Consider the following 17,820-nt stretch of genomic DNA (forward strand, 5'->3'; position numbering starts at 1 on the left):
ATATGAAGGAAAAGCGCCGATAAAGTAAACTAAAAACTAGTTTGCAGAAGAGAATTTTTCTGATAGAATAATAAAAAATGTTTGTGATCACAGATCACAAAGGAGCGAATGCTGTGAATCAACCATCTTTGCATGTGTCAACGTTACGTACAGAAGTGTACAAACTGCTGAAGCAGCAGATCATTCAGGGAGAGCGGCGGCCTGGCGAGAAGGTGACCATCCGACAGATTGCCGGGGAGTTCGGGGTGAGCACAATGCCGGTCCGGGAAGCGATTACGACGCTGAAAACAGAAGGCTTTTTGTTTGAAGAAAAACGGAGTGTCTATGTGAGCCGTCTGTCTGCCAGTGAAGTCCGCGAGCTGTTTGCCATCCGCAATAAACTCGAAGAACTGGCGGTGGCATGGGCCTTTGAACAGATGAATGAAGAGAACCTGCGCAGACTTCAGGAACGAATCGCCGAAATGGACCGGTACGCTTCGGATCCGGTGGAGTGGCGGAAGCAAAATCGGCTGTTTCACCAGGTCTGGTACGAGGCCTCCCGCTCCGAGCCACTGATAAAATCGCTCGAATACGTATGGAGCCGTATTGAAGCATACATGAACATCTATACAAATATTGATTCCGACGTGCATTCGATTCACATGTCGCAGGACGAACACAAGCAGATGCTTGCTCTGCTGCAGGAGAATAAGCGCGAAGAACTGCTTCAGCTGAACGGAGAGCACGCGGAAAAAACGGCCGAAGCCATTATCCAGGCCATTTCCGAGGAGGATTCGACAAATGAATAAACAGGAAGCGTTTATGAATAAGAAGCTGCGGCTCGAGCCTACGATGAACGGGAATCTTTCCGGCTATACGTTTGCAGTGAAAGACGTGTTCGCGGTTCATGGCGAAAAAACGTCTGCGGGCCACCCGGAATGGCTTCGAACCCACCCGGAAAACACAGCTAATGCGCCGGCAATTGAACGCCTGCTTCGGAGCGGGGCTGCGCTGACCGGAACGACCATCAGCGATGAATTAATGTACAGCCTGCACGGCGACAACGTGCATTACGGCATGCCGGTCAATCCAGCCGACCCGAAAGCAATACCAGGAGGGTCCTCGAGCGGATCGGCCTCAGCGGCAGCGGCAGGCAGCGTCGATTTTGCCCTTGGTACGGATACAGGCGGCTCGGTGCGCGTGCCCTCCTCCTACTGCGGCCTGTACGGCATACGCCCGACGCACGGGGCCGTATCGCTTGAAGGCATCGTACCGCTCGCTCCGAGCTTTGACACTGTCGGCTGGATGAGCAGAGACCCCGGGGTTTTACAGCAGGTAGGAGAAGCGCTCCTTCCGGCGGGAGAAGAAGAAACCCCGTACCGGACGATCTGGTGGGAGGAAGAGGCGTGGAAGGAATATGCCGATGAATACAAGAAGTCGCTTGGAAAAGTATTTTCCGCCGTGCAGGCGCAGGCCGAAACGCTGAATGAAAACAGGCTGGCGGAAGACTCGCTCGCAGAATGGGCTGAAGTTTTTCGGCTGCAGCAGGCAGTGGAAATTGGAGAAATGCATCGGGAATGGATCAGGGAGTATAAGCCGTCGTTTGGACCCGGTGTCCGGGACCGGTTTGCGTTTGCCGCAGACACCCGGCGGGAGGATTATCCCCACATATTTGAAAAACGGAAACAATTGCAGGAGGAGGTGCAGCAAAGGCTGGGACAAGACACGGTGATGGTTATTCCGACTGTGCCCGGACCGGCCCCGAAAATTCATGCCGGGGAAAAGGAGATCCAGGCGGTGCGGAAACGCACGATGCAGCTGACCTGTATTGCGGGTATCGGCGGGCTGCCGCAGGTAACCATTCCAGTGGAAATGCCGGGAAAAGCTCCGATCTCGATTTCAATTATCGCCAATCGGAACGATGATCGCCGGCTCCTGTCATTTGTCCAGCATGTCGTCCACCGTCTTCAGCATACTGATTTATAAAAGGAGCGATTATCATGATTTCATTTGATCCGCACCATCATCCATATGCATCCTACCGCACGTCAACGTACGGTAAAAAAGGCATGGTGGCTACGTCACAGCCGCTTGCTTCCCAGGTAGGTCTCGACGTTTTAAAAAAAGGAGGCAACGCTGTGGATGCAGCTGTTGCTGTAGCAGCAAGTCTGACCGTACTCGAGCCGACATCCAACGGAATTGGCGGTGATGCCTTTGCGCTCGTCTGGATGGACGGCGAGCTCCATGGCCTGAATGCCAGCGGCTATGCGCCGGAGGAGCTTTCGATCGACGGGCTGTATAAAGACGGCTACGATGAAATGCCAAAACGGGGACCGGTACCGATTACGGTGCCAGGAGCGCCGGCTGCGTGGGCAGAGCTGTCCCGTGCTTTCGGTAGGCTTCCATTTTCAGAATTGATCGCTCCAGCTGTGGCTTACGCTGAGGAAGGCTATCCGGTAGCGTCCACGCTGGCAACGCTGTGGGCGTCCGCCTTTGAAACACTGGAGCAAGAGCTCGATCCGACAGTGTTTGCCGACTGGAGCCGGGTGTTCGCTCCGGAGGGCCGCACCCCGGCTGCGGGAGAGCTGTGGAGCTCCAAAGAGCATGCGGAGACGTTAAAGGAAATTGCTGAAACAAATGCAGAATCGTTTTACCGCGGAGACCTGGCGAAGAAAATAGACACCTGCATGAAAGAGCAGGGCGGCTATCTGCGCTCCAAGGATCTGGCGCTGTACAAGCCGGAGTGGGTGAAGCCGATCTCGGTGCACTACAAAGGATATGACGTCTGGGAAATTCCGCCGAACGGCCAGGGGATTGTTGCTTTAATGGCTCTGAACATATTGAAGGGGTATGATTTTCAGGAGCGCGACAGCGTCAACACCTTTCATCATCAAATGGAGGCGATGAAGCTTGCATTTGCGGACGGAGAAAAATATGTCGCCCATCCGGACGCCATGACCCGGACCACCGAAGAGCTGCTCTCGGATGCGTATGGAGAGACCCGGCGCGGTGAAATTGGAAATGAAGCGAAGGTACCCGAAGCAGGAGATCCGCACAGCGGAGGCACAGTGTACCTGGCAGCTGCTGACGGGGACGGCAATATGGTTTCATTTATCCAGAGCAATTACATGGGCTTCGGCTCAGGAATGGTGGTGCCGGAGACCGGAATCGCCCTTCACAACCGGGCGCACAATTTTTCCATGGATGACAGGCACGCAAATGGGCTGATGCCCGGAAAACGTCCGTATCATACGATTATTCCCGGTTTTTTGACTAAGGGCAGTGAACCCGTGGGACCGTTCGGGGTGATGGGGGAATTCATGCAGCCCCAGGGCCATATGCAGATGATCATGAATACTATTGATTTCGGTCTTCATCCGCAGGCGGCCCTGGATGCACCGAGATGGCAGTGGAAGCGGGATAAGCTGATTACAGTGGAGCCTGACTTCTCCGCGGCAGCCGCTCAGGCGCTGAACCGGAAAGGCCATACGGTGAAAATAGAAACAGAATCCTCGAGCTTTGGCCGTGGACAGATTATATGGAGAGATCCGGAAACTGGAGTACTCTGCGGGGGAAGCGAATCCCGCACAGACGGCAACGTAGCTGCCTGGTAATAAAGAGAGAAGAGGTGGAAGTGATGCAGTGGAAAATTTTTCTCGCCTTTTTCCGGGTCGGTATTTTTGGCTACGGGGGAGGACCGGCGTCGATTCCACTCGTGCAAAAAGAAGTAGTGGAGCACTATGAATGGATGACCGACGAGGAATTCGGCGATACACTAGCGATTGCCAACACGCTTCCGGGGCCGATCGTCACCAAGCTTGCCGGATACATCGGCTACAGCCGCGGCGGTGTTCTTGGGGCGCTGAACGGAGTGGCGGCGATCGTCGCCCCCACGGCACTGTTGATGATTTTGTTTTTCAGCATTTTGTCCCAATACCGGGACGCTTCGTGGGTGAGCGGACTTGCAAACGGAGTGCTTCCCGTAGTGACGGTGCTGATGGGAGTGCTGACATGGGGATTTATTAAAAAATCCGGCGGTGACCTGGGCTGGAAGAAGACGATAGCATTTATTATCGGGGCCGCTGTGGTACTCGGCGTGCTCGGTGTGCATCCGGCGATCGTTATTGCAGTGCTTCTGATTGCTGCACTGGTTCAGAAGGATTCTGCTAAACGAGAGGAGGACACCTCCACGTGATTTACTTAGAGGTTTTTATGGCGTTTTTTATCCCGGGTATTCTCGGCTATGGCGGCGGTCCCGCCTCCATTCCGCTCATCCAGCATGAAGTGGTGAACCGGTATGAATGGATGAGCGTGGGTGAATTCAGTGAAGTGCTGGCCATCAGTAACGCCCTGCCCGGACCGATTGCCACCAAAATGGCCGGCTACATCGGATATGAAGTCGCCGGCTGGCCGGGGCTTGCTGCCGGTCTGTTTGCGACCGTTGCCCCGTCGTTAATTTTAATGATCGTCCTAATGGGCTTTTTGTACAAATACAGGAACTCCCCGAAGGTAAAACGGCTCACGGCTTACGTGCGCCCGGTCATCGGGGTACTGCTGGGCATATTAACGCTGCAGTTTTTCACCAGTGCCTGGGAAGGCGCAGGCGGCTGGCAGACAGCCGGGATGCTTGTGGCAAGCTATCTGCTGCTTGAAAAAACGAAGCTGCATCCGGCGCTGGTCATTGTGCTTGCCATCATCTACGGCATTTTGTTTTTAGGCTGATCGGTCTGGAGGAAGAACAGCCTGCATGGATAGTAAAAATCCCTGGAAATAACTGTCGGTTCCAGTGATGCTCCATCCGGCCTGCTCAATGTGCGAAAGGGTGGGGCGATCGAGGTGACAGCCGTCGCAAAAGTGCTTCCATACCGGCGTTATATTATGCTGGACACGCGCTGCCGCTTGTTGGGGCATCTGGACATGCTCGAGAAAATAGGCCGCAGCTCCCGGTTTACATACCCGTTTTAATTCCTGCAGTACCTGGATGGGGTCCTCGACAGAACAGAGCACGAGTGTACAGACAAGGCTGTCGAAGGTATTGTCGTCAAAGGGCAGTCGCTCAGCTGAAGAACCAAGTGTGCGAATCGGGATGTGAGCGTGCATCTGCGCCGGAATAGACTGCTTGCGCATCCGGTCATTCGGCTCGATGGCAGTTACTTTTGCAGCTGCCCGGTAGTAAGGAAAATTTGCTCCGGGACCGGAGCCGATCTCGAGTACGTGGCCGGAGAGAGAGGGAATGTGTTTTTGCCGGAGCGCATAAAGAAATTGTTTTTCCACCGGCTGCATGATCGGAGTATACAATAGAGGGAACATGTTCATCGTACCGCCGCCAATCTTTGTTTTTTTATAGTATAACAAAACCACCCTCTGCCTGGCAGAAGGTGGTTTTCTGTATTTAGGAGGAGTGAAGGGAGGCATTCGGATGAGACACAATGCAGGTGACATTGCCGTCGATCGTGAAGTCGGTCACGTGATTCGGGACGAGAAAATGATCGCCTTTTTGGATTGGGGCGCTGTCCGTCAGGTTATCGACAGTGCCGCTGCCCTCAATGACGCTGCAGAGCAGAAACGGCGCTTCGCAGGTGAATGAAGCTGTGCCGTGCACCTCCCATTTGTAGACGGAAAAGTAGTCTGCCTCCACAAAGGTGGTGACTTCTGCCTCGCCGTCGGATTCCACAGAAGGATCCACTTTAGCATCCTCATGAGGGAAATGAGTCACGTCGAGGGCCTGCTGCAGATGAAGCTCCCGCTTGTTTCCTTCGTTATCGGTCCGGTCGTAGTCATAGACGCGGTAGGTGACGTCCGAGTTCTGCTGAGTCTCCAGAATAAGCACGCTTTCGCCAATAGCGTGCATCGTGCCGCTCGGTACGTAAACAAAATCCCCGGGCTTTACCGGCACTCTCCGTAAAAAAGCGTCCCATTCGCCGGCGGCAATGAGCTCCGTGGCCTCTGACCGGCTGTCGGCGTTGTGCCCGAGTACGAGCTCCGCGTCTTCATCGCAGTCAATCACGTACCAGCATTCAGTCTTGCCGTATTCGCCGTTTTCATTAGCGGCGGCGTACTGATTGTCCGGATGCACCTGCACCGAAAGATCCTTGGCCGCGTCGAGAATTTTTGTTAACAGCGGAAAGCGGTCGCCTTTTAACGAACCGAACCATTCCCGCTTATCCTGCCAGAGGTTCAGGAGCGTTTTACCCGCGTAGGAGCCGTTCGCTACAATGCTTGAACCGTTTTGATGAGCGGCAAAGACCCATGCTTCACCGGTCGATGCTGATGGGATGTTGTAATTAAAATGAGTATGTAACTTATTTCCACCCCAAATGCGTTCCTGAAAGATTGGTTGAAAAAAGATAAATTGATCCATGGTCAGCCTCCGTTTATAATTTGTCTCTTATTTAATATGACAAAGAGCAGAATGCTTTGCAATTCCTGCGTGAATGTTTATGAAAATCCTTCCGTAAATTTTTTCCGTTCTCAGCGGAAATGCGCCCGGCAGCCCACTTCATTATAGGATATAGTAAAAGTATAGAAAATGGGAAGGGGAGCAGAACATGAAGCGGACACTTGGTATGTGGTACCGGAAGGACGGTACGCAGATGGAATATACCATTTGTGGGACTGGGGAGCCGGTGCTGGTGATGCATGGAGGGCATTCCAATTGCATGGAGGAGATGGGCTATGCACCACTCGTGAAGCGGGGATACAGGTTAATTACGCCTTCGAGGCCTGGGTACGGAGCCACAAGCGCAGAAATCGGCGCCTCTCTGGAAGGAACCGCAGAAGCCTGCGCCGGTCTGCTTGATTATCTGCAGATAGACGCTGTTCATGTGCTTGCGGTTTCCGCCGGAGGGCCGAGCGGGTTGATGCTTGCTTCAGCTTATCCTGAACGGGTGCGTACATTGACGCTTGAGTCAGCGGTCACTACCGAATGGCTGACGAAAAAGGATGCTGCCTACAAAGCAGCAAAGGTGCTGTTTCGGCCGATAGTGGAACAAGGAACATGGGCTCTGCTGAGGATGGCTGTCAAAAGAAGACCGGAAATGATATTTAAACAAATGGCTGCCTCGTTCAGCACGCTTTCGTATGAACGTATTCGTCAGGAAATAAACAGCAGGGCTCTTCAGGAATTTGCCAGTATGATAGCAGCACAGAGGTCTGGGAAGGGTTTTCTGATTGATGTGAACACAAATGCGGCAAAAGAGGTGAAGCCGATGATTGATGCACCGGTGCTGATTGTGCACAGTGAGCATGACGCTTCGGTGCCTCTAGAGCATGCGTACGAGGCTAAACGTTTAATACCTCAGGCGGAATTAACTATTCTGGATTCGTGGGGGCATCTGATCTGGATCGGGTCGGGAGCAGAGTACAGAGACCGTGCTGTGTTAAATTTCTTAAAAAAGAACCGGCTGTAAAAAAATACGAACATACGTTTTTACAGCAATCGAAAAGAAGTCCGGATGGGCTGGCAGTGCTATCATAAAGAAAAAGGAGACGGTTTAGAGACGACGTATAAGGAGGTACAAGGGATGGGCAACGAGGTGGACGAACAAAGAATTGCTGTTGACGTCAAAGGTCTGGTGAAGACGTTTGAATCGATCCGTGCGGTGGACGGGATTGATCTGGAGGTGCCGGCAGGAACAGTGTACGGAGTACTCGGTCCAAACGGAGCTGGAAAAACGACAGTTCTCCGCATACTTGCGACCCTTCTCCAGCCAAGTGAAGGCCGGGCAAGTGTGTTTGGCCATGATGTAGTGGAGGGGGCAGCGTTCATAAGGAAGCGGATCAGTATGACAGGACAGTTTGCCTCAGTGGATAAAGATTTATCCGGTTTGGAAAACCTTCATTTAATTGGGCGGCTGATGGGTTTTACACGAGCTCAGGCAAAAGCCAGGGCGTACGAGCTGCTTCGTGCTTTCGGACTTGAAGAAGCGGCAAAAAAACAGGTGAAGCAGTATTCCGGCGGGATGCAGCGCCGGCTTGATATCGCTGCAAGCATTGTCGTAACACCGGATCTGTTATTTTTGGACGAGCCGACGACAGGCCTTGACCCAAGAAGCCGCAATCAGGTGTGGGATATTGTACGGACGCTGGTGGATACGGGCACCACGGTGCTGTTAACTACTCAGTATCTGGATGAGGCGGATCAGCTGGCGGACCGGATCGCGGTGATTGACCAGGGAAAAGTCATCGCAGAAGGAACGAGTGGTGAATTGAAGGCATCAGTAGGAGTGGGCAAGCTGCATGTCCGTCTTCAGGACCCTGGGCAGCGGCCGATCGCTGCCCAGCTGCTGCAGCAAAAGCTGGGGACAGCTGTGAATTATTCCTCTAATGCCTCGGGATTGACGGCCCAGGTGGCAGAGAACAACCTGGCGGTACAAATACTCGATGAATTAAATAAAGCCGGTATCGCTGTTTCAGACTTTTCTGTAGGCAAACCGAGCCTGGATGAAGTATTTCTTACCCTGACTGGACGTTCAGCAGAAGAGGAAGAAGTGGAGGCGGAAGCATGAACAAAAAACAGGCTCCTCTCAGTCAGCAGGATGTGCTCCGTGCCGCAGTATCGACCAGCGAACGTCCGAAAAACGCAGGCCCGGTCTCGGCGTCACTTACCTTTGGCGGCAGAATGCTTCTGAAAATCAAATATGTGCCCGAGCAGCTGTTTGATATTACTGCTTTTCCAATTATCTTTTTGCTTATGTTCACTTATTTATTTGGCGGCGCCCTTGCCGGATCCACAGAAGCCTATTTGCAGTTTGTGCTGCCGGGGGTACTGGTATTGACCGTAGTTAGTATTACGATGTACACAGGTATCGAATTAAACAACGATATTACCAAGGGGATATTCGACCGCTTCCGGACCCTGCCAGTCTGGAGGCCCTCCGTTCTAGTCGGGGCTCTGCTCGTGGATCTTGTCAGGTATTCGATTGCTTCTACGATTATGATTACACTTGGCTTTATCCTTGGATTCCGGCCGGAGGGCGGGCTGGTGGGTGTACTGCTGGGCGTAGGCATACTGCTTGTGTTTGCCTTCAGTCTTTCCTGGATCTGGACGACGCTTGGCATCGTGATGAGGTCGGAAAAGTCACTGATGGGAGCAAGCATGATGGTTTTGTTTCCATTAACTTTTATCAGTAATGTGTTTGTGGATCCCGAGACAATGCCCAGCTGGCTTCAGCCGATTGTGGAAATCAACCCGGTATCGTTTCTTGTTGTAGCTGTCCGCGGGTTTATGGGTGGAGACCCGGCCTTTGCTGAGGTCGGATGGGTGCTGTTGGTTTCATTTTTATTAGTCCTCGTATTCGCACCGCTGACCATGTATTTGTACTATAAAAAGTAAACGGTCGTTGTGTATGTTTAAGACTTTTTCCGAAGTAATTAATGAATATAACGAAATAGGGGTGGATAAATGAAAACCATTGTGTACAAAAAGTATGGCTCCCCCGAAGTCCTTCAGCTCAAAGACATAGAAAAACCCGTACCTCAGAAAAATGAAATACTGGTGAAAGTAAAAGCGACCACTGTAACAGCCGCAGATATTCGTGCACGGAGCTTCACCGTTCCTCTTTCGGTCTGGGTGCCTGCCCGAATAGCCCTGGGTGTAAGGAAGCCGAAAAATGAGATACTCGGTATGGAGTTAGCTGGAGAAGTAGAGTCAGCCGGAAAAGAGGTCACCCGGTTTAAGAAGGGCGACCGGATTTTTGCCGCTTCCCTAAAGGGTTCTGGTGCATATGCTGAATATAAGTGTTTGTCTGAAGACGGCCCAGTATGTATTAAACCGAGTAATTTATCTTTTGGGGAAGCCGCAGCCATACCAATAGGGGCGAGTGCCGCATTGTTTCATCTTGAGAAAGCAGACATTCAGAAGGGGCAGAAGGTGCTTATCTACGGTGCTTCAGGGAGTGTAGGGAGCTACGCTGTCCAAATTGCTAAGTATCTTGGAGCCGTAGTTACAGGAGTTTGCAGCACGACGAATCTGGAATTGGTAAAATCACTCGGCGCTGATAAGGTAATTGATTACACCACTGAAGATTTTTCAAGTGAAGGAGCGACTTATGACGTTATTTTTGAAGCGGTAAACAAGAGTTCGTTTTCAGCTTGTATGAAATCATTAAAGAAGAATGGCACCTATATAAATGTCACAGTACCGCTGCCGGGCGTTAGGATGCTGTGGACGAAACTGACAAGCAGCAGGAAATTGATTTTGGCTCAAAATTCATCGGAAAACGCCGAAGCTCTCAGCTTTCTCAAGGAACTTGTGGCGACGGGGAAGCTAAAGGTTGCAGTGGACAGGTACTATGAACTTGAAGAAATAGTGGCAGCCCATCGGTATGTAGAGAATGGACACAAGAAGGGAAACGTCATCATCAATGTAAAACATAACGAAAACCCTCAATAGATGAAGCGGTTAATGCAGGTCCTTGAGGCAAATTAAACAGTACTTTTTAAAAAAAGATATTTTTTGACATTCTGCTGACACACAGACCACTTATAGTAATAAATGTAGAGGCCGCCACGGCTTAAAACACTTCCGCGCCGCACCAGGTACCAACATCCTTAGAAAGCGGAGTGAAAGCCGGCTTCTGATACAGTTGCCACGTAAACGGCATCGAATCATCATTTTCTTCCGCCCTATATTTGCTGCATTGTCGAAAGGGAAAGTGCATCAAACAACTGGCACATACGAAGAAAAGGTGAGGATATGCAGCTTACTGGTTCCAGGACCTTAAATATGTTGACCCCCCTAGAACAACGATTGATCGTCCTGTAACTGCAGAAGAAGCCGAAGAGTCATGTGGATACGATGGCCCTATGCAAAAAATCCAATTGTGTTTTAGCTGGGTATTATTACTCGGCTTAAGAGCTGCACTCACTCGGGTAGTGCACTCTTCATGGAATTACCCCCTAGATTCATATAGCTGTACGCCCTCGTTCCCCCGCGAGGGTCTTTTTTTTGTACCGGATTGCATGGGAACCCGTTTGTTCCTGCGCTTCGTTGATTTATAATGAAAGTACATAGAGAAGGGAGAGAGCGTATATGAGCTCGATTCTTGTAATTGAAGACGAAACATCGATCAGCCAGGTGCTTCGGGCCTATCTTCAAAAGGCAGGCTTTGAAGTGACTCAAATATATGAAGGAAACGAAGCCGTGGAGACGTTCGACCGCGGGAATTTTGATTTAGCCTTAATTGACGTCATGCTCCCGGGACGGGACGGATGGGCAGTACTCGAACATATTCAGAATACAAGCGACTGCCCGTGTATTATGCTGACCGCTCTTGGGGATGTGGACTACCGGTTAAAAGGATTTGACGGCGGGGCGGACGACTACATTCCGAAGCCTTTTGAAGGTGATGAAGTCGTCGCCCGTGTCCAGGCTGTACTCCGGCGCAGCGGTAAAACAGCCTCGCCAGCGGAGGAGGAGCAGTACCTTAAACGGTTCGGAAGCCTCGTCATTGATGAAAAGGCCTACGCTGTGACGCTGAACGGGCTGCAGCTCGATCTGACACCGCGGGATCTGTCGCTGCTTATTTTTCTAAGCAATCACCCGAATCAGTTTTTTGACCGGGAGCAGTTAATTTCCCACGTGTGGGGCATTGATTACGAAGGGAGCGACCGCGCGGTGGATTTGGCCATCAAGCGGATACGCCGGTCACTGAAAAACTGGCCGGTGGAAGAAGGAGAAATACGAACGCTCCGGGGAGTGGGGTATCAGCTCAGTGTTAAAGAGGAATAAAGATAAAAAAGTTTCGCTGCTCCGCTACTGGACGACGCGCTATTTTATTACGCTCTGCATCGGCTTGATTATCATTGGCCTGATTTCATTTTTCTGGCTCCGCTCCTATAATCTCGAACGCGGGCTGAACGTTACTTCCTTCCTGGCGGATGAAATCTCGGAGGATTTGGCCGGGGCAGAAGATAATTCGATTGGCTTAAATGCGGATCTCGCATCATACGTGCGTGAGCGTCAGCAGACGTTTGATATTGAAACGGAGCCGCTAGTATATGTTGTGGACAATAATGGAAATATTGTATCCAACTCTTTGTTCGGAAATTCCCTGTATCAGGAGCCTGTCGTGTTCCCGGATTCATTTCTTGATTCCGGGCCGCAGACGGTGAAAGTCCAACAGGGAAGTCTGGAGCAGTACCTGGTCAAGTCACGTATTCAGGGCGATGACGGCTCTTTCGAAGGATGGGTGGTGATCGTTCAGCCGGCCGATTCACTGGTAAGAGTCGGCGGTCAGTATCAATTGGTCGGTATCCTGCTGGTGAGTCTGGCTTTGCTCGGGTGGCTCACGATTTATATTCTTTCCAAACGAATGCTGCGGCCAATCAAGCAGATTGCCGAAGCCTTTCAGCGTGTAAAGGAAGAAAAGTACGCCATTCGTATTGATACCGAGGCGAAAGAGCGGGAGGTCGATGAACTGGTTACCGGCTTTAATGACATGACGACGAGACTCGGGCAGCTTGAAAGCATGCGTACCGAGCTGTTGGCCGGTGTTACTCATGAATTGAAAACTCCGGTTACCTCCATCAGTGGGATGGTGCAGGCGGTTAAAGATGATGTAGTAACTGGGGACGAGGCGAAGGAATTTTTGAGCGTGACGCTGGCGGAAACGGGCAGGATGCGGAACATGATTGCGGACCTGCTTGAATTTAACACCTTCTCCTCCCAGGGAGTGCCGACAGACATGCAGCCATTGACGCTGGAGTCACTCTTGAATGAGGTCATCCATCAATGGTCGATTTCCAATGACACGGACCGGCTGGATATTCAAAAGCTTTACGGCGAAGAGACGCATGCGGTTTACACTGATCCGATGCGCTTCCAGCAAATTATGGTTAATCTTTTGAATAACGCGAACCAGGCAATGAAGAAGGAAGGCACGCTGACCATACGATGCAGTGAAAAAAGCGAGCACATGGTGGCTATTGAAGTGATAGACAGCGGCATTGGTATTGATGAGGAGGAGCAGCTGCTCGTATTTGAGCGCTTCTACCGGGGAGAAAATAAAAAGTATAATGTGCACGGCCTCGGCCTCGGGCTGCCGTTCAGTAAATTAATCGCCCAGGGGCTCGGCGGCGACCTGTACCTCCAATCGAGCCGGCCGGAAGAGACCATCTTTGTATTTGAATTGCCGCAGGACGTGCCGGATCAGAATAACGATCGTGAAAAACAAACGGATGTGATGTAATAACCTCTTCCTGACTTTTTCCTGACATTATTTATCTATATGATGAATAAAAATATACTCTATATAAAAAGAGGTTGAGCAGATGAAAAAATGGATGTATGCCGTCATTACCGCCTGTATACTTTCGAGTGTTGCCCTGCCGGCCAATGTATCGGCGCAAAAAAGCGAAGCCGGAATAGAACGGATGGGTACGGATATCCGAGAAAATGATTTAATGAAAAAAGCAGAGCAATACGGCATAGCTGTCAAAGGCAAAGATGAACAGACCGTAATTGATGAAGTACTTTTATCGGAATGGAAGGAAAAAGCATCCGTTTACGGAGTGGAAGTCACTGAAGATGTTTCACAGATGATGGCGGGCGTAAGGGAGAAGGAAATTATGCACGCGGCCCAGGTGCTTGGCATTAATACAGAAGGAAAAGATACCGAGGATACACTTGAAGAAGTTTTAAATGACTATGCCGCTGAGGCCGAGGCGCGGGGGCTGTATCCGTTTGAACAGGAACTGTAAAAAGCAGCGTCCTCCCACGGGAGAACGCTGCTTTTCTGAGTTAAGGCATGTAGGTAGGGTCAAATGTGGGAAGCTTTAACAAATTGTCTGTTGTTGACTGATCCGGGTGGGTCCGGAGATAGGCAGGAGTGTCCGGGTCTTCCGGGTGAACCGTGTCCACGCGGACTTTGTCCCCGCCGTCTACGCGATAATAGTAATCCTTACCGTCATCAACGCTTGCGATCGCTTTTTCTATCGTTTCCTCGGTTCCGTCCACCAGCTGTATATGCGTAATGTGCTCTTCTTTTTCACGGCCACCGTCAAAATGAATGGCAGTAATTTGATAATCCATGAAAAGCCTCCTTTACATATTCGTATAATATGCGTGTTTCCCGAAATATAAATTTTTAATCTGGTAGAACTTTTTTCAAAGCTAGTACGATGGAAATGTTTATATTTAATACGTGTTTATATGTTGATAAGAATGTTAAAATATTGAAATTTTCTGATTTTCATTTCTCCTAGACTGCAAATAGTAAGGGCTGAAAAGGCCTAAATCTAGGAGGGTGAATATATGCGCAAACATAGGAAGCCGATCGACTATGCGGCGAAAATGAACCGCAACAGGCGAAGGAAGAACTATCGTACAAGAAGCATGGTGGCTGCGGCCGCTTTACTCTTAGGCACAACAGTACCAACCTTTGGGAGCAGCGTGTCTGACTCCACCAAGGAAGGCATATCATCGTATATAAATACGCTCAGTAATCCTTTCGCGGCACAGACAGCGGAAGCTGCGGTTGCTGATGTCGGAGTATTTGAAAATAATGAATTGGACGCTGAACTCTCTGGAGATAATCAAAGCTTAAGCTTGAATTATACGGCAGACAATATTGCTGACGTAGAACTCCTGGAAAACGGAAGAGTAGCGTTTGCTTTTCCGGAGGAATTAGCCGGGCAATTAAATGAAGATAATATATCCAATCTTTCTGTAGACGGTGGATTATTGCAAGTGAGTTTGGGTTCCCCAAGCGCTGTCGTTGAAGGAAACAAAATCATTGTAGATTATACAGATTTGCTGAACGCTGAATTATTAAGTCTTCTGGATATAGGATTACTGGGAATAGATGAAATTCTTGATGATTTAGGGATCACTGACAGCCTTAATGTCAGCTTTGATCTTGCTTTTGACGAACCTTTAGAGCCCGGGACCTATCCTTTATCTGCAGCAGCTGTAGATACAGGTGATTTAGTTGAGTTAGATTTGCTGGAAATAAGTGACTCAGGAAACGCTGAAATCACAGTAGATGACGCTGAAGCAGAGGCTCCGCAAGCTCCGGGTCTTGATGATGTTGACAGTGACGATACTACTGTAACAGGCACGGGAGAGCCCGGTAACGACGTGACGGTTTCTGCGGACGATGTAGAGTTGGGTGAAACGACCGTAGATGATGACGGAAGCTGGAGCATTGATATTGAGCCGCAGGACGAAGGTACAGTGATCAGCGCTGTACAAACGAATGAGGACGGGGTAGAAAGTCCGGAAGAGACCGTAGAAGTTACGGCTGCGGATGATGGCGATGCTGATGTCGATGCAGACGTCATTTCCGATGCTTCAATGGGCAGCAGCTATTTGGAGGAAGAAGAAACGCTGAGCTTTAACTACGATGTGGATTACGTGGCTGAAGCAGCTCTGCTTGAAGATGGGTATTACCAGTTTGAGCTGCCGCCGGAACTTTTGGCAGAAGCAGATTACTCAGCAATTAATGTAACGGATGAAGATGGAAATGTCGTAGAGGTTAATCTGAATGATGAAAGTGGAGACGCATTTGTCAGCGGCGATTCCCTTTACGTTTCATCCTCAAGCCTTTTAGATCTTGATGTACTTGGCAGTGAGTCTATAAACGTTGAAGTAGTTTACAACGAACGGCCGGCAGCAGGAGATTATGACATTACCGGCTCGCAGCTCGATGGTGATCTGGCAGATGCTGAAGTGCTGGCAGACTCTGAAGCAACAACTTCCGTCAGCATCCCTGCAGAAGAAGCAGTACAGCCGGATGCTCCAGTTATCGATCCTGTGGACAGTGATGATGAGACAGTTACCGGAACCGGAGACCCTGGTAACGACGTAACGGTTTCTGCCGATGATGAAGAATTAGGGGAAACAACGGTAGATGAAGAAGGAAACTGGTCCCTCGATATTGATTCACAGGATGAAGGTACGGAAATTACTGCCGTACAAACTGATGACGATGGTAACACCAGCGATCCGGACAGTGTGACTGTAACAGCTGCTGATGAGGTAGACGAGGAAGCACCGCCTGCACCTGGCGTTGACCCAGTGGATAGTGATGATACTGAAGTTACAGGTGACGGGGAAGCAGGAGCAGAGGTTAATTTAACTGTTGATGGTGAAACTATTGGTACGGGTACGGTAAATGAAGATGGCACCTGGGCAGTAGATATTGATCCGCAGGAAGCAGGAACTGACATCACTGCTACCCAGACAGATGAAGCCGGAAATGAAAGTGATCCCGAGACGGTTACGGTCACAGCTGTTGATGAGGGTGACGGAGATGCCGATGGTGATGCGGACGCGGATGGCGACGCAGATGTTGACGTTGACGTCATCGAAGATGCGGCGATGACCGGTGCTTATGATGAAGCAGCTGACCCGGAAACATTGGATTTCGAGTATACAGTTGATTATGCAGCAGATCTTGGACTGCTCGATGAAGATTATTACAGATTTGATCTTCCACCAGAGCTTCTATCAGAAGCAGACATTCAGGAAATCACAATCAGTGCTGCAGGCGGAGACACTATTTCATTAGATCTCAATGATCAAGGCGAGAACGCTTTTGTCGAAGGTGACAGTATCTTTGTTTCGACAGAAAGTCTGTTAAACCTTGGTGTGCTTGGTGAAGAAAATATTAATGTTTCCGTCGCTTATAACGAGCGTCCAGAAGCTGGTGATTATACTGTGAACGGGGCCCAGCTGGATGATGCTCTAGTAGATGCAGACGTTCTCGCAAATTCGGAAGCTTCCGTAGATGTAACCGTCCCAGCTCTTGATGACGGAGACGGAGACGCGGATGCCGATGGAGACGCGGATGCGGATGGAGATGCGGATGCGGATGGAGACGCGGATGCGGATGGCGATGCGGATGCGGATGGAGATGCGGATGCCGATGGAGATGCGGATGCCGATGGAGATGCGGATGCCGATGGCGACGCGGACGCGGACGGAGATGCGGATGCCGATGGCGACGCGGACGCGGACGGAGACGCAGATGCTGATGGAGACGCGGATGCGGATGGAGACGCGGATGCCGATGGCGATGCGGATGCCGATGGCGATGCAGATGCCGATGCCGATGGAGACGCGGATGCGGATGGAGACGCGGATGCTGACGGAGACACAGATGCGGATGGAGATGCCGATGCGGATGCCGATGGAGACGCGGATGCTGACGGAGACACAGATGCGGATGGAGACGCAGATGCTGATGGAGACGCGGATGCGGACGGAGATGCTGATGGAGACGCGGATGCGGACGGAGATGCGGATGCGGACGGCGACGCGGATGCTGACGGAGATGCAGATGCTGACGGAGACGCGGATGCGGACGGAGATGCGGATGCTGATGGCGATGCAGACGCTGATGGAGACGCAGACGGCGATGCGGATGCCGATATGACTCTGGATGCTCCGTCTATTGATCATGTAACAGACGAAAGTCAGTCAGTAAGCGGAAGTGGAACTCCAGGAGCAACAGTAATGCTCATGGTAGATGAAGAAATGATTGGCACTGGAACGATTAATCAAGACGGATCCTGGTCCGTTGCTATTACACCTCAGGCAGCAGGTACAGAAATTACAGCAGTGCTCGAGGACGAAGAAGGCAACGAAAGCGATCCAGAAACGATCACGGTACAGGATGCTTCTGCCGAAGACAGCAGTGGAAGTGAAGAGGGTACGGATGATGATTCCAGCCAGGATGGTATGGGTGAAGGAAGCAGCGATGAAGATGGCGGTATGCTTCCAGTTACAGCAACAAATACCCTTACTATTGGTCTTGCCGGCGCAGCCGTGGCAGCTCTTGGTGTCGGGTTCCTTCTATTCACAAGAAGAAGACGTCACCAATAACTGATAAAAAGCAA

At 50.8% G+C, this 17,820-nt stretch carries 16 protein-coding genes; 13 read left to right on the plus strand and 3 right to left on the minus strand.

Annotation, left to right across the window (positions count from 1 at the left end):
- Positions 1-113: 113 nt before the first annotated feature.
- From ACTRXF_RS07345 to ACTRXF_RS07365, 5 genes are read left to right on the plus strand one after another with little or no spacing between them, the layout of a single operon-like run.
- Positions 114-788 carry a GntR family transcriptional regulator gene (locus ACTRXF_RS07345; RefSeq protein ID WP_474261562.1) on the plus strand — a complete coding sequence of 225 codons (675 nt, stop codon included), beginning with the start codon at positions 114-116 and terminating at the stop codon, positions 786-788.
- Complete coding sequence (locus ACTRXF_RS07350) at positions 781-1,965, plus strand: amidase (protein WP_474261561.1); 1,185 nt, start codon at positions 781-783, stop codon at positions 1,963-1,965. The genes ACTRXF_RS07345 and ACTRXF_RS07350 overlap by 8 nt, the downstream gene beginning before the upstream one ends.
- 14 nt (positions 1,966-1,979) lie before the next feature.
- Positions 1,980-3,593: a gamma-glutamyltransferase gene (gene ggt / locus ACTRXF_RS07355; RefSeq protein ID WP_474261560.1), complete on the plus strand. Its 1,614-nt coding sequence runs from the start codon at positions 1,980-1,982 to the stop codon at positions 3,591-3,593.
- Positions 3,594-3,616: 23 nt separating this feature from the next.
- Positions 3,617-4,174, plus strand: coding sequence for a chromate transporter (locus ACTRXF_RS07360; RefSeq protein ID WP_474261559.1), 558 nt, complete (start codon positions 3,617-3,619; stop codon positions 4,172-4,174).
- The gene (locus tag ACTRXF_RS07365) at positions 4,171-4,701 is read left to right on the plus strand and encodes a chromate transporter (protein ID WP_474261558.1); all 531 of its coding nucleotides are present in this window, start codon (positions 4,171-4,173) and stop codon (positions 4,699-4,701) included. The genes ACTRXF_RS07360 and ACTRXF_RS07365 overlap by 4 nt, the downstream gene beginning before the upstream one ends.
- On the opposite strand, the gene ACTRXF_RS07370 is transcribed toward ACTRXF_RS07365, so the two are convergent.
- Positions 4,693-5,334, minus strand: a complete 642-nt coding sequence (locus tag ACTRXF_RS07370) for a class I SAM-dependent methyltransferase (RefSeq protein WP_474261557.1) — start codon at positions 5,332-5,334, stop codon at positions 4,693-4,695. The two genes, ACTRXF_RS07365 and ACTRXF_RS07370, sit on opposite strands and share 9 nt — an antisense overlap.
- Positions 5,335-5,371: 37 nt before the next feature.
- Entirely contained in the window at positions 5,372-6,340 is a 969-nt protein-coding gene (gene manA / locus ACTRXF_RS07375) for a mannose-6-phosphate isomerase, class I (RefSeq protein WP_474261555.1), read from the minus strand.
- A 187-nt stretch (positions 6,341-6,527) separates the two neighbouring features.
- On the opposite strand from manA, the gene ACTRXF_RS07380 reads away from it, so the two are divergent.
- The 7 genes from ACTRXF_RS07380 (at position 6,528) to ACTRXF_RS07410 (ending at position 13,680) form a co-directional block, all read left to right on the plus strand.
- Positions 6,528-7,388: an alpha/beta fold hydrolase gene (locus ACTRXF_RS07380; protein WP_474261554.1), complete on the plus strand. Its 861-nt coding sequence runs from the start codon at positions 6,528-6,530 to the stop codon at positions 7,386-7,388.
- 114 nt (positions 7,389-7,502) lie between these two features.
- On the plus strand, positions 7,503-8,486 hold the full coding sequence (locus tag ACTRXF_RS07385; RefSeq protein ID WP_474261553.1) for an ATP-binding cassette domain-containing protein: 984 nt from the start codon (positions 7,503-7,505) through the stop codon (positions 8,484-8,486).
- The gene (locus tag ACTRXF_RS07390; protein WP_474261552.1) at positions 8,483-9,313 is read left to right on the plus strand and encodes an ABC transporter permease; all 831 of its coding nucleotides are present in this window, start codon (positions 8,483-8,485) and stop codon (positions 9,311-9,313) included. Before ACTRXF_RS07385 ends, ACTRXF_RS07390 begins: the two co-directional genes overlap by 4 nt.
- 69 nt (positions 9,314-9,382) lie before the next feature.
- Positions 9,383-10,372: an NAD(P)-dependent alcohol dehydrogenase gene (locus ACTRXF_RS07395; RefSeq protein WP_474261551.1), complete on the plus strand. Its 990-nt coding sequence runs from the start codon at positions 9,383-9,385 to the stop codon at positions 10,370-10,372.
- Positions 10,373-11,011: 639 nt separating this feature from the next.
- Positions 11,012-11,710, plus strand: coding sequence for a response regulator transcription factor (locus ACTRXF_RS07400; protein ID WP_474261550.1), 699 nt, complete (start codon positions 11,012-11,014; stop codon positions 11,708-11,710).
- On the plus strand, positions 11,694-13,169 hold the full coding sequence (locus ACTRXF_RS07405) for a HAMP domain-containing sensor histidine kinase (RefSeq protein ID WP_474261549.1): 1,476 nt from the start codon (positions 11,694-11,696) through the stop codon (positions 13,167-13,169). Before ACTRXF_RS07400 ends, ACTRXF_RS07405 begins: the two co-directional genes overlap by 17 nt.
- A gap of 82 nt (positions 13,170-13,251) precedes the next feature.
- Positions 13,252-13,680 carry a hypothetical protein gene (locus ACTRXF_RS07410; RefSeq protein WP_474261548.1) on the plus strand — a complete coding sequence of 143 codons (429 nt, stop codon included), beginning with the start codon at positions 13,252-13,254 and terminating at the stop codon, positions 13,678-13,680.
- Positions 13,681-13,720: 40 nt separating this feature from the next.
- Here ACTRXF_RS07410 and ACTRXF_RS07415 read toward each other — a convergent pair whose 3' ends face one another.
- On the minus strand, positions 13,721-14,011 hold the full coding sequence (locus tag ACTRXF_RS07415) for a DUF3892 domain-containing protein (RefSeq protein ID WP_474261547.1): 291 nt from the start codon (positions 14,009-14,011) through the stop codon (positions 13,721-13,723).
- 222 nt (positions 14,012-14,233) lie between these two features.
- Between ACTRXF_RS07415 and ACTRXF_RS07420 the strand changes: the two genes are divergently transcribed.
- Entirely contained in the window at positions 14,234-17,806 is a 3,573-nt protein-coding gene (locus tag ACTRXF_RS07420) for an Ig-like domain-containing protein (RefSeq protein ID WP_474278488.1), read from the plus strand.
- Positions 17,807-17,820: the final 14 nt, after the last annotated feature.

Source organism: Marinococcus sp. LNHM3E3-2.2 (assembly GCF_056034385.1).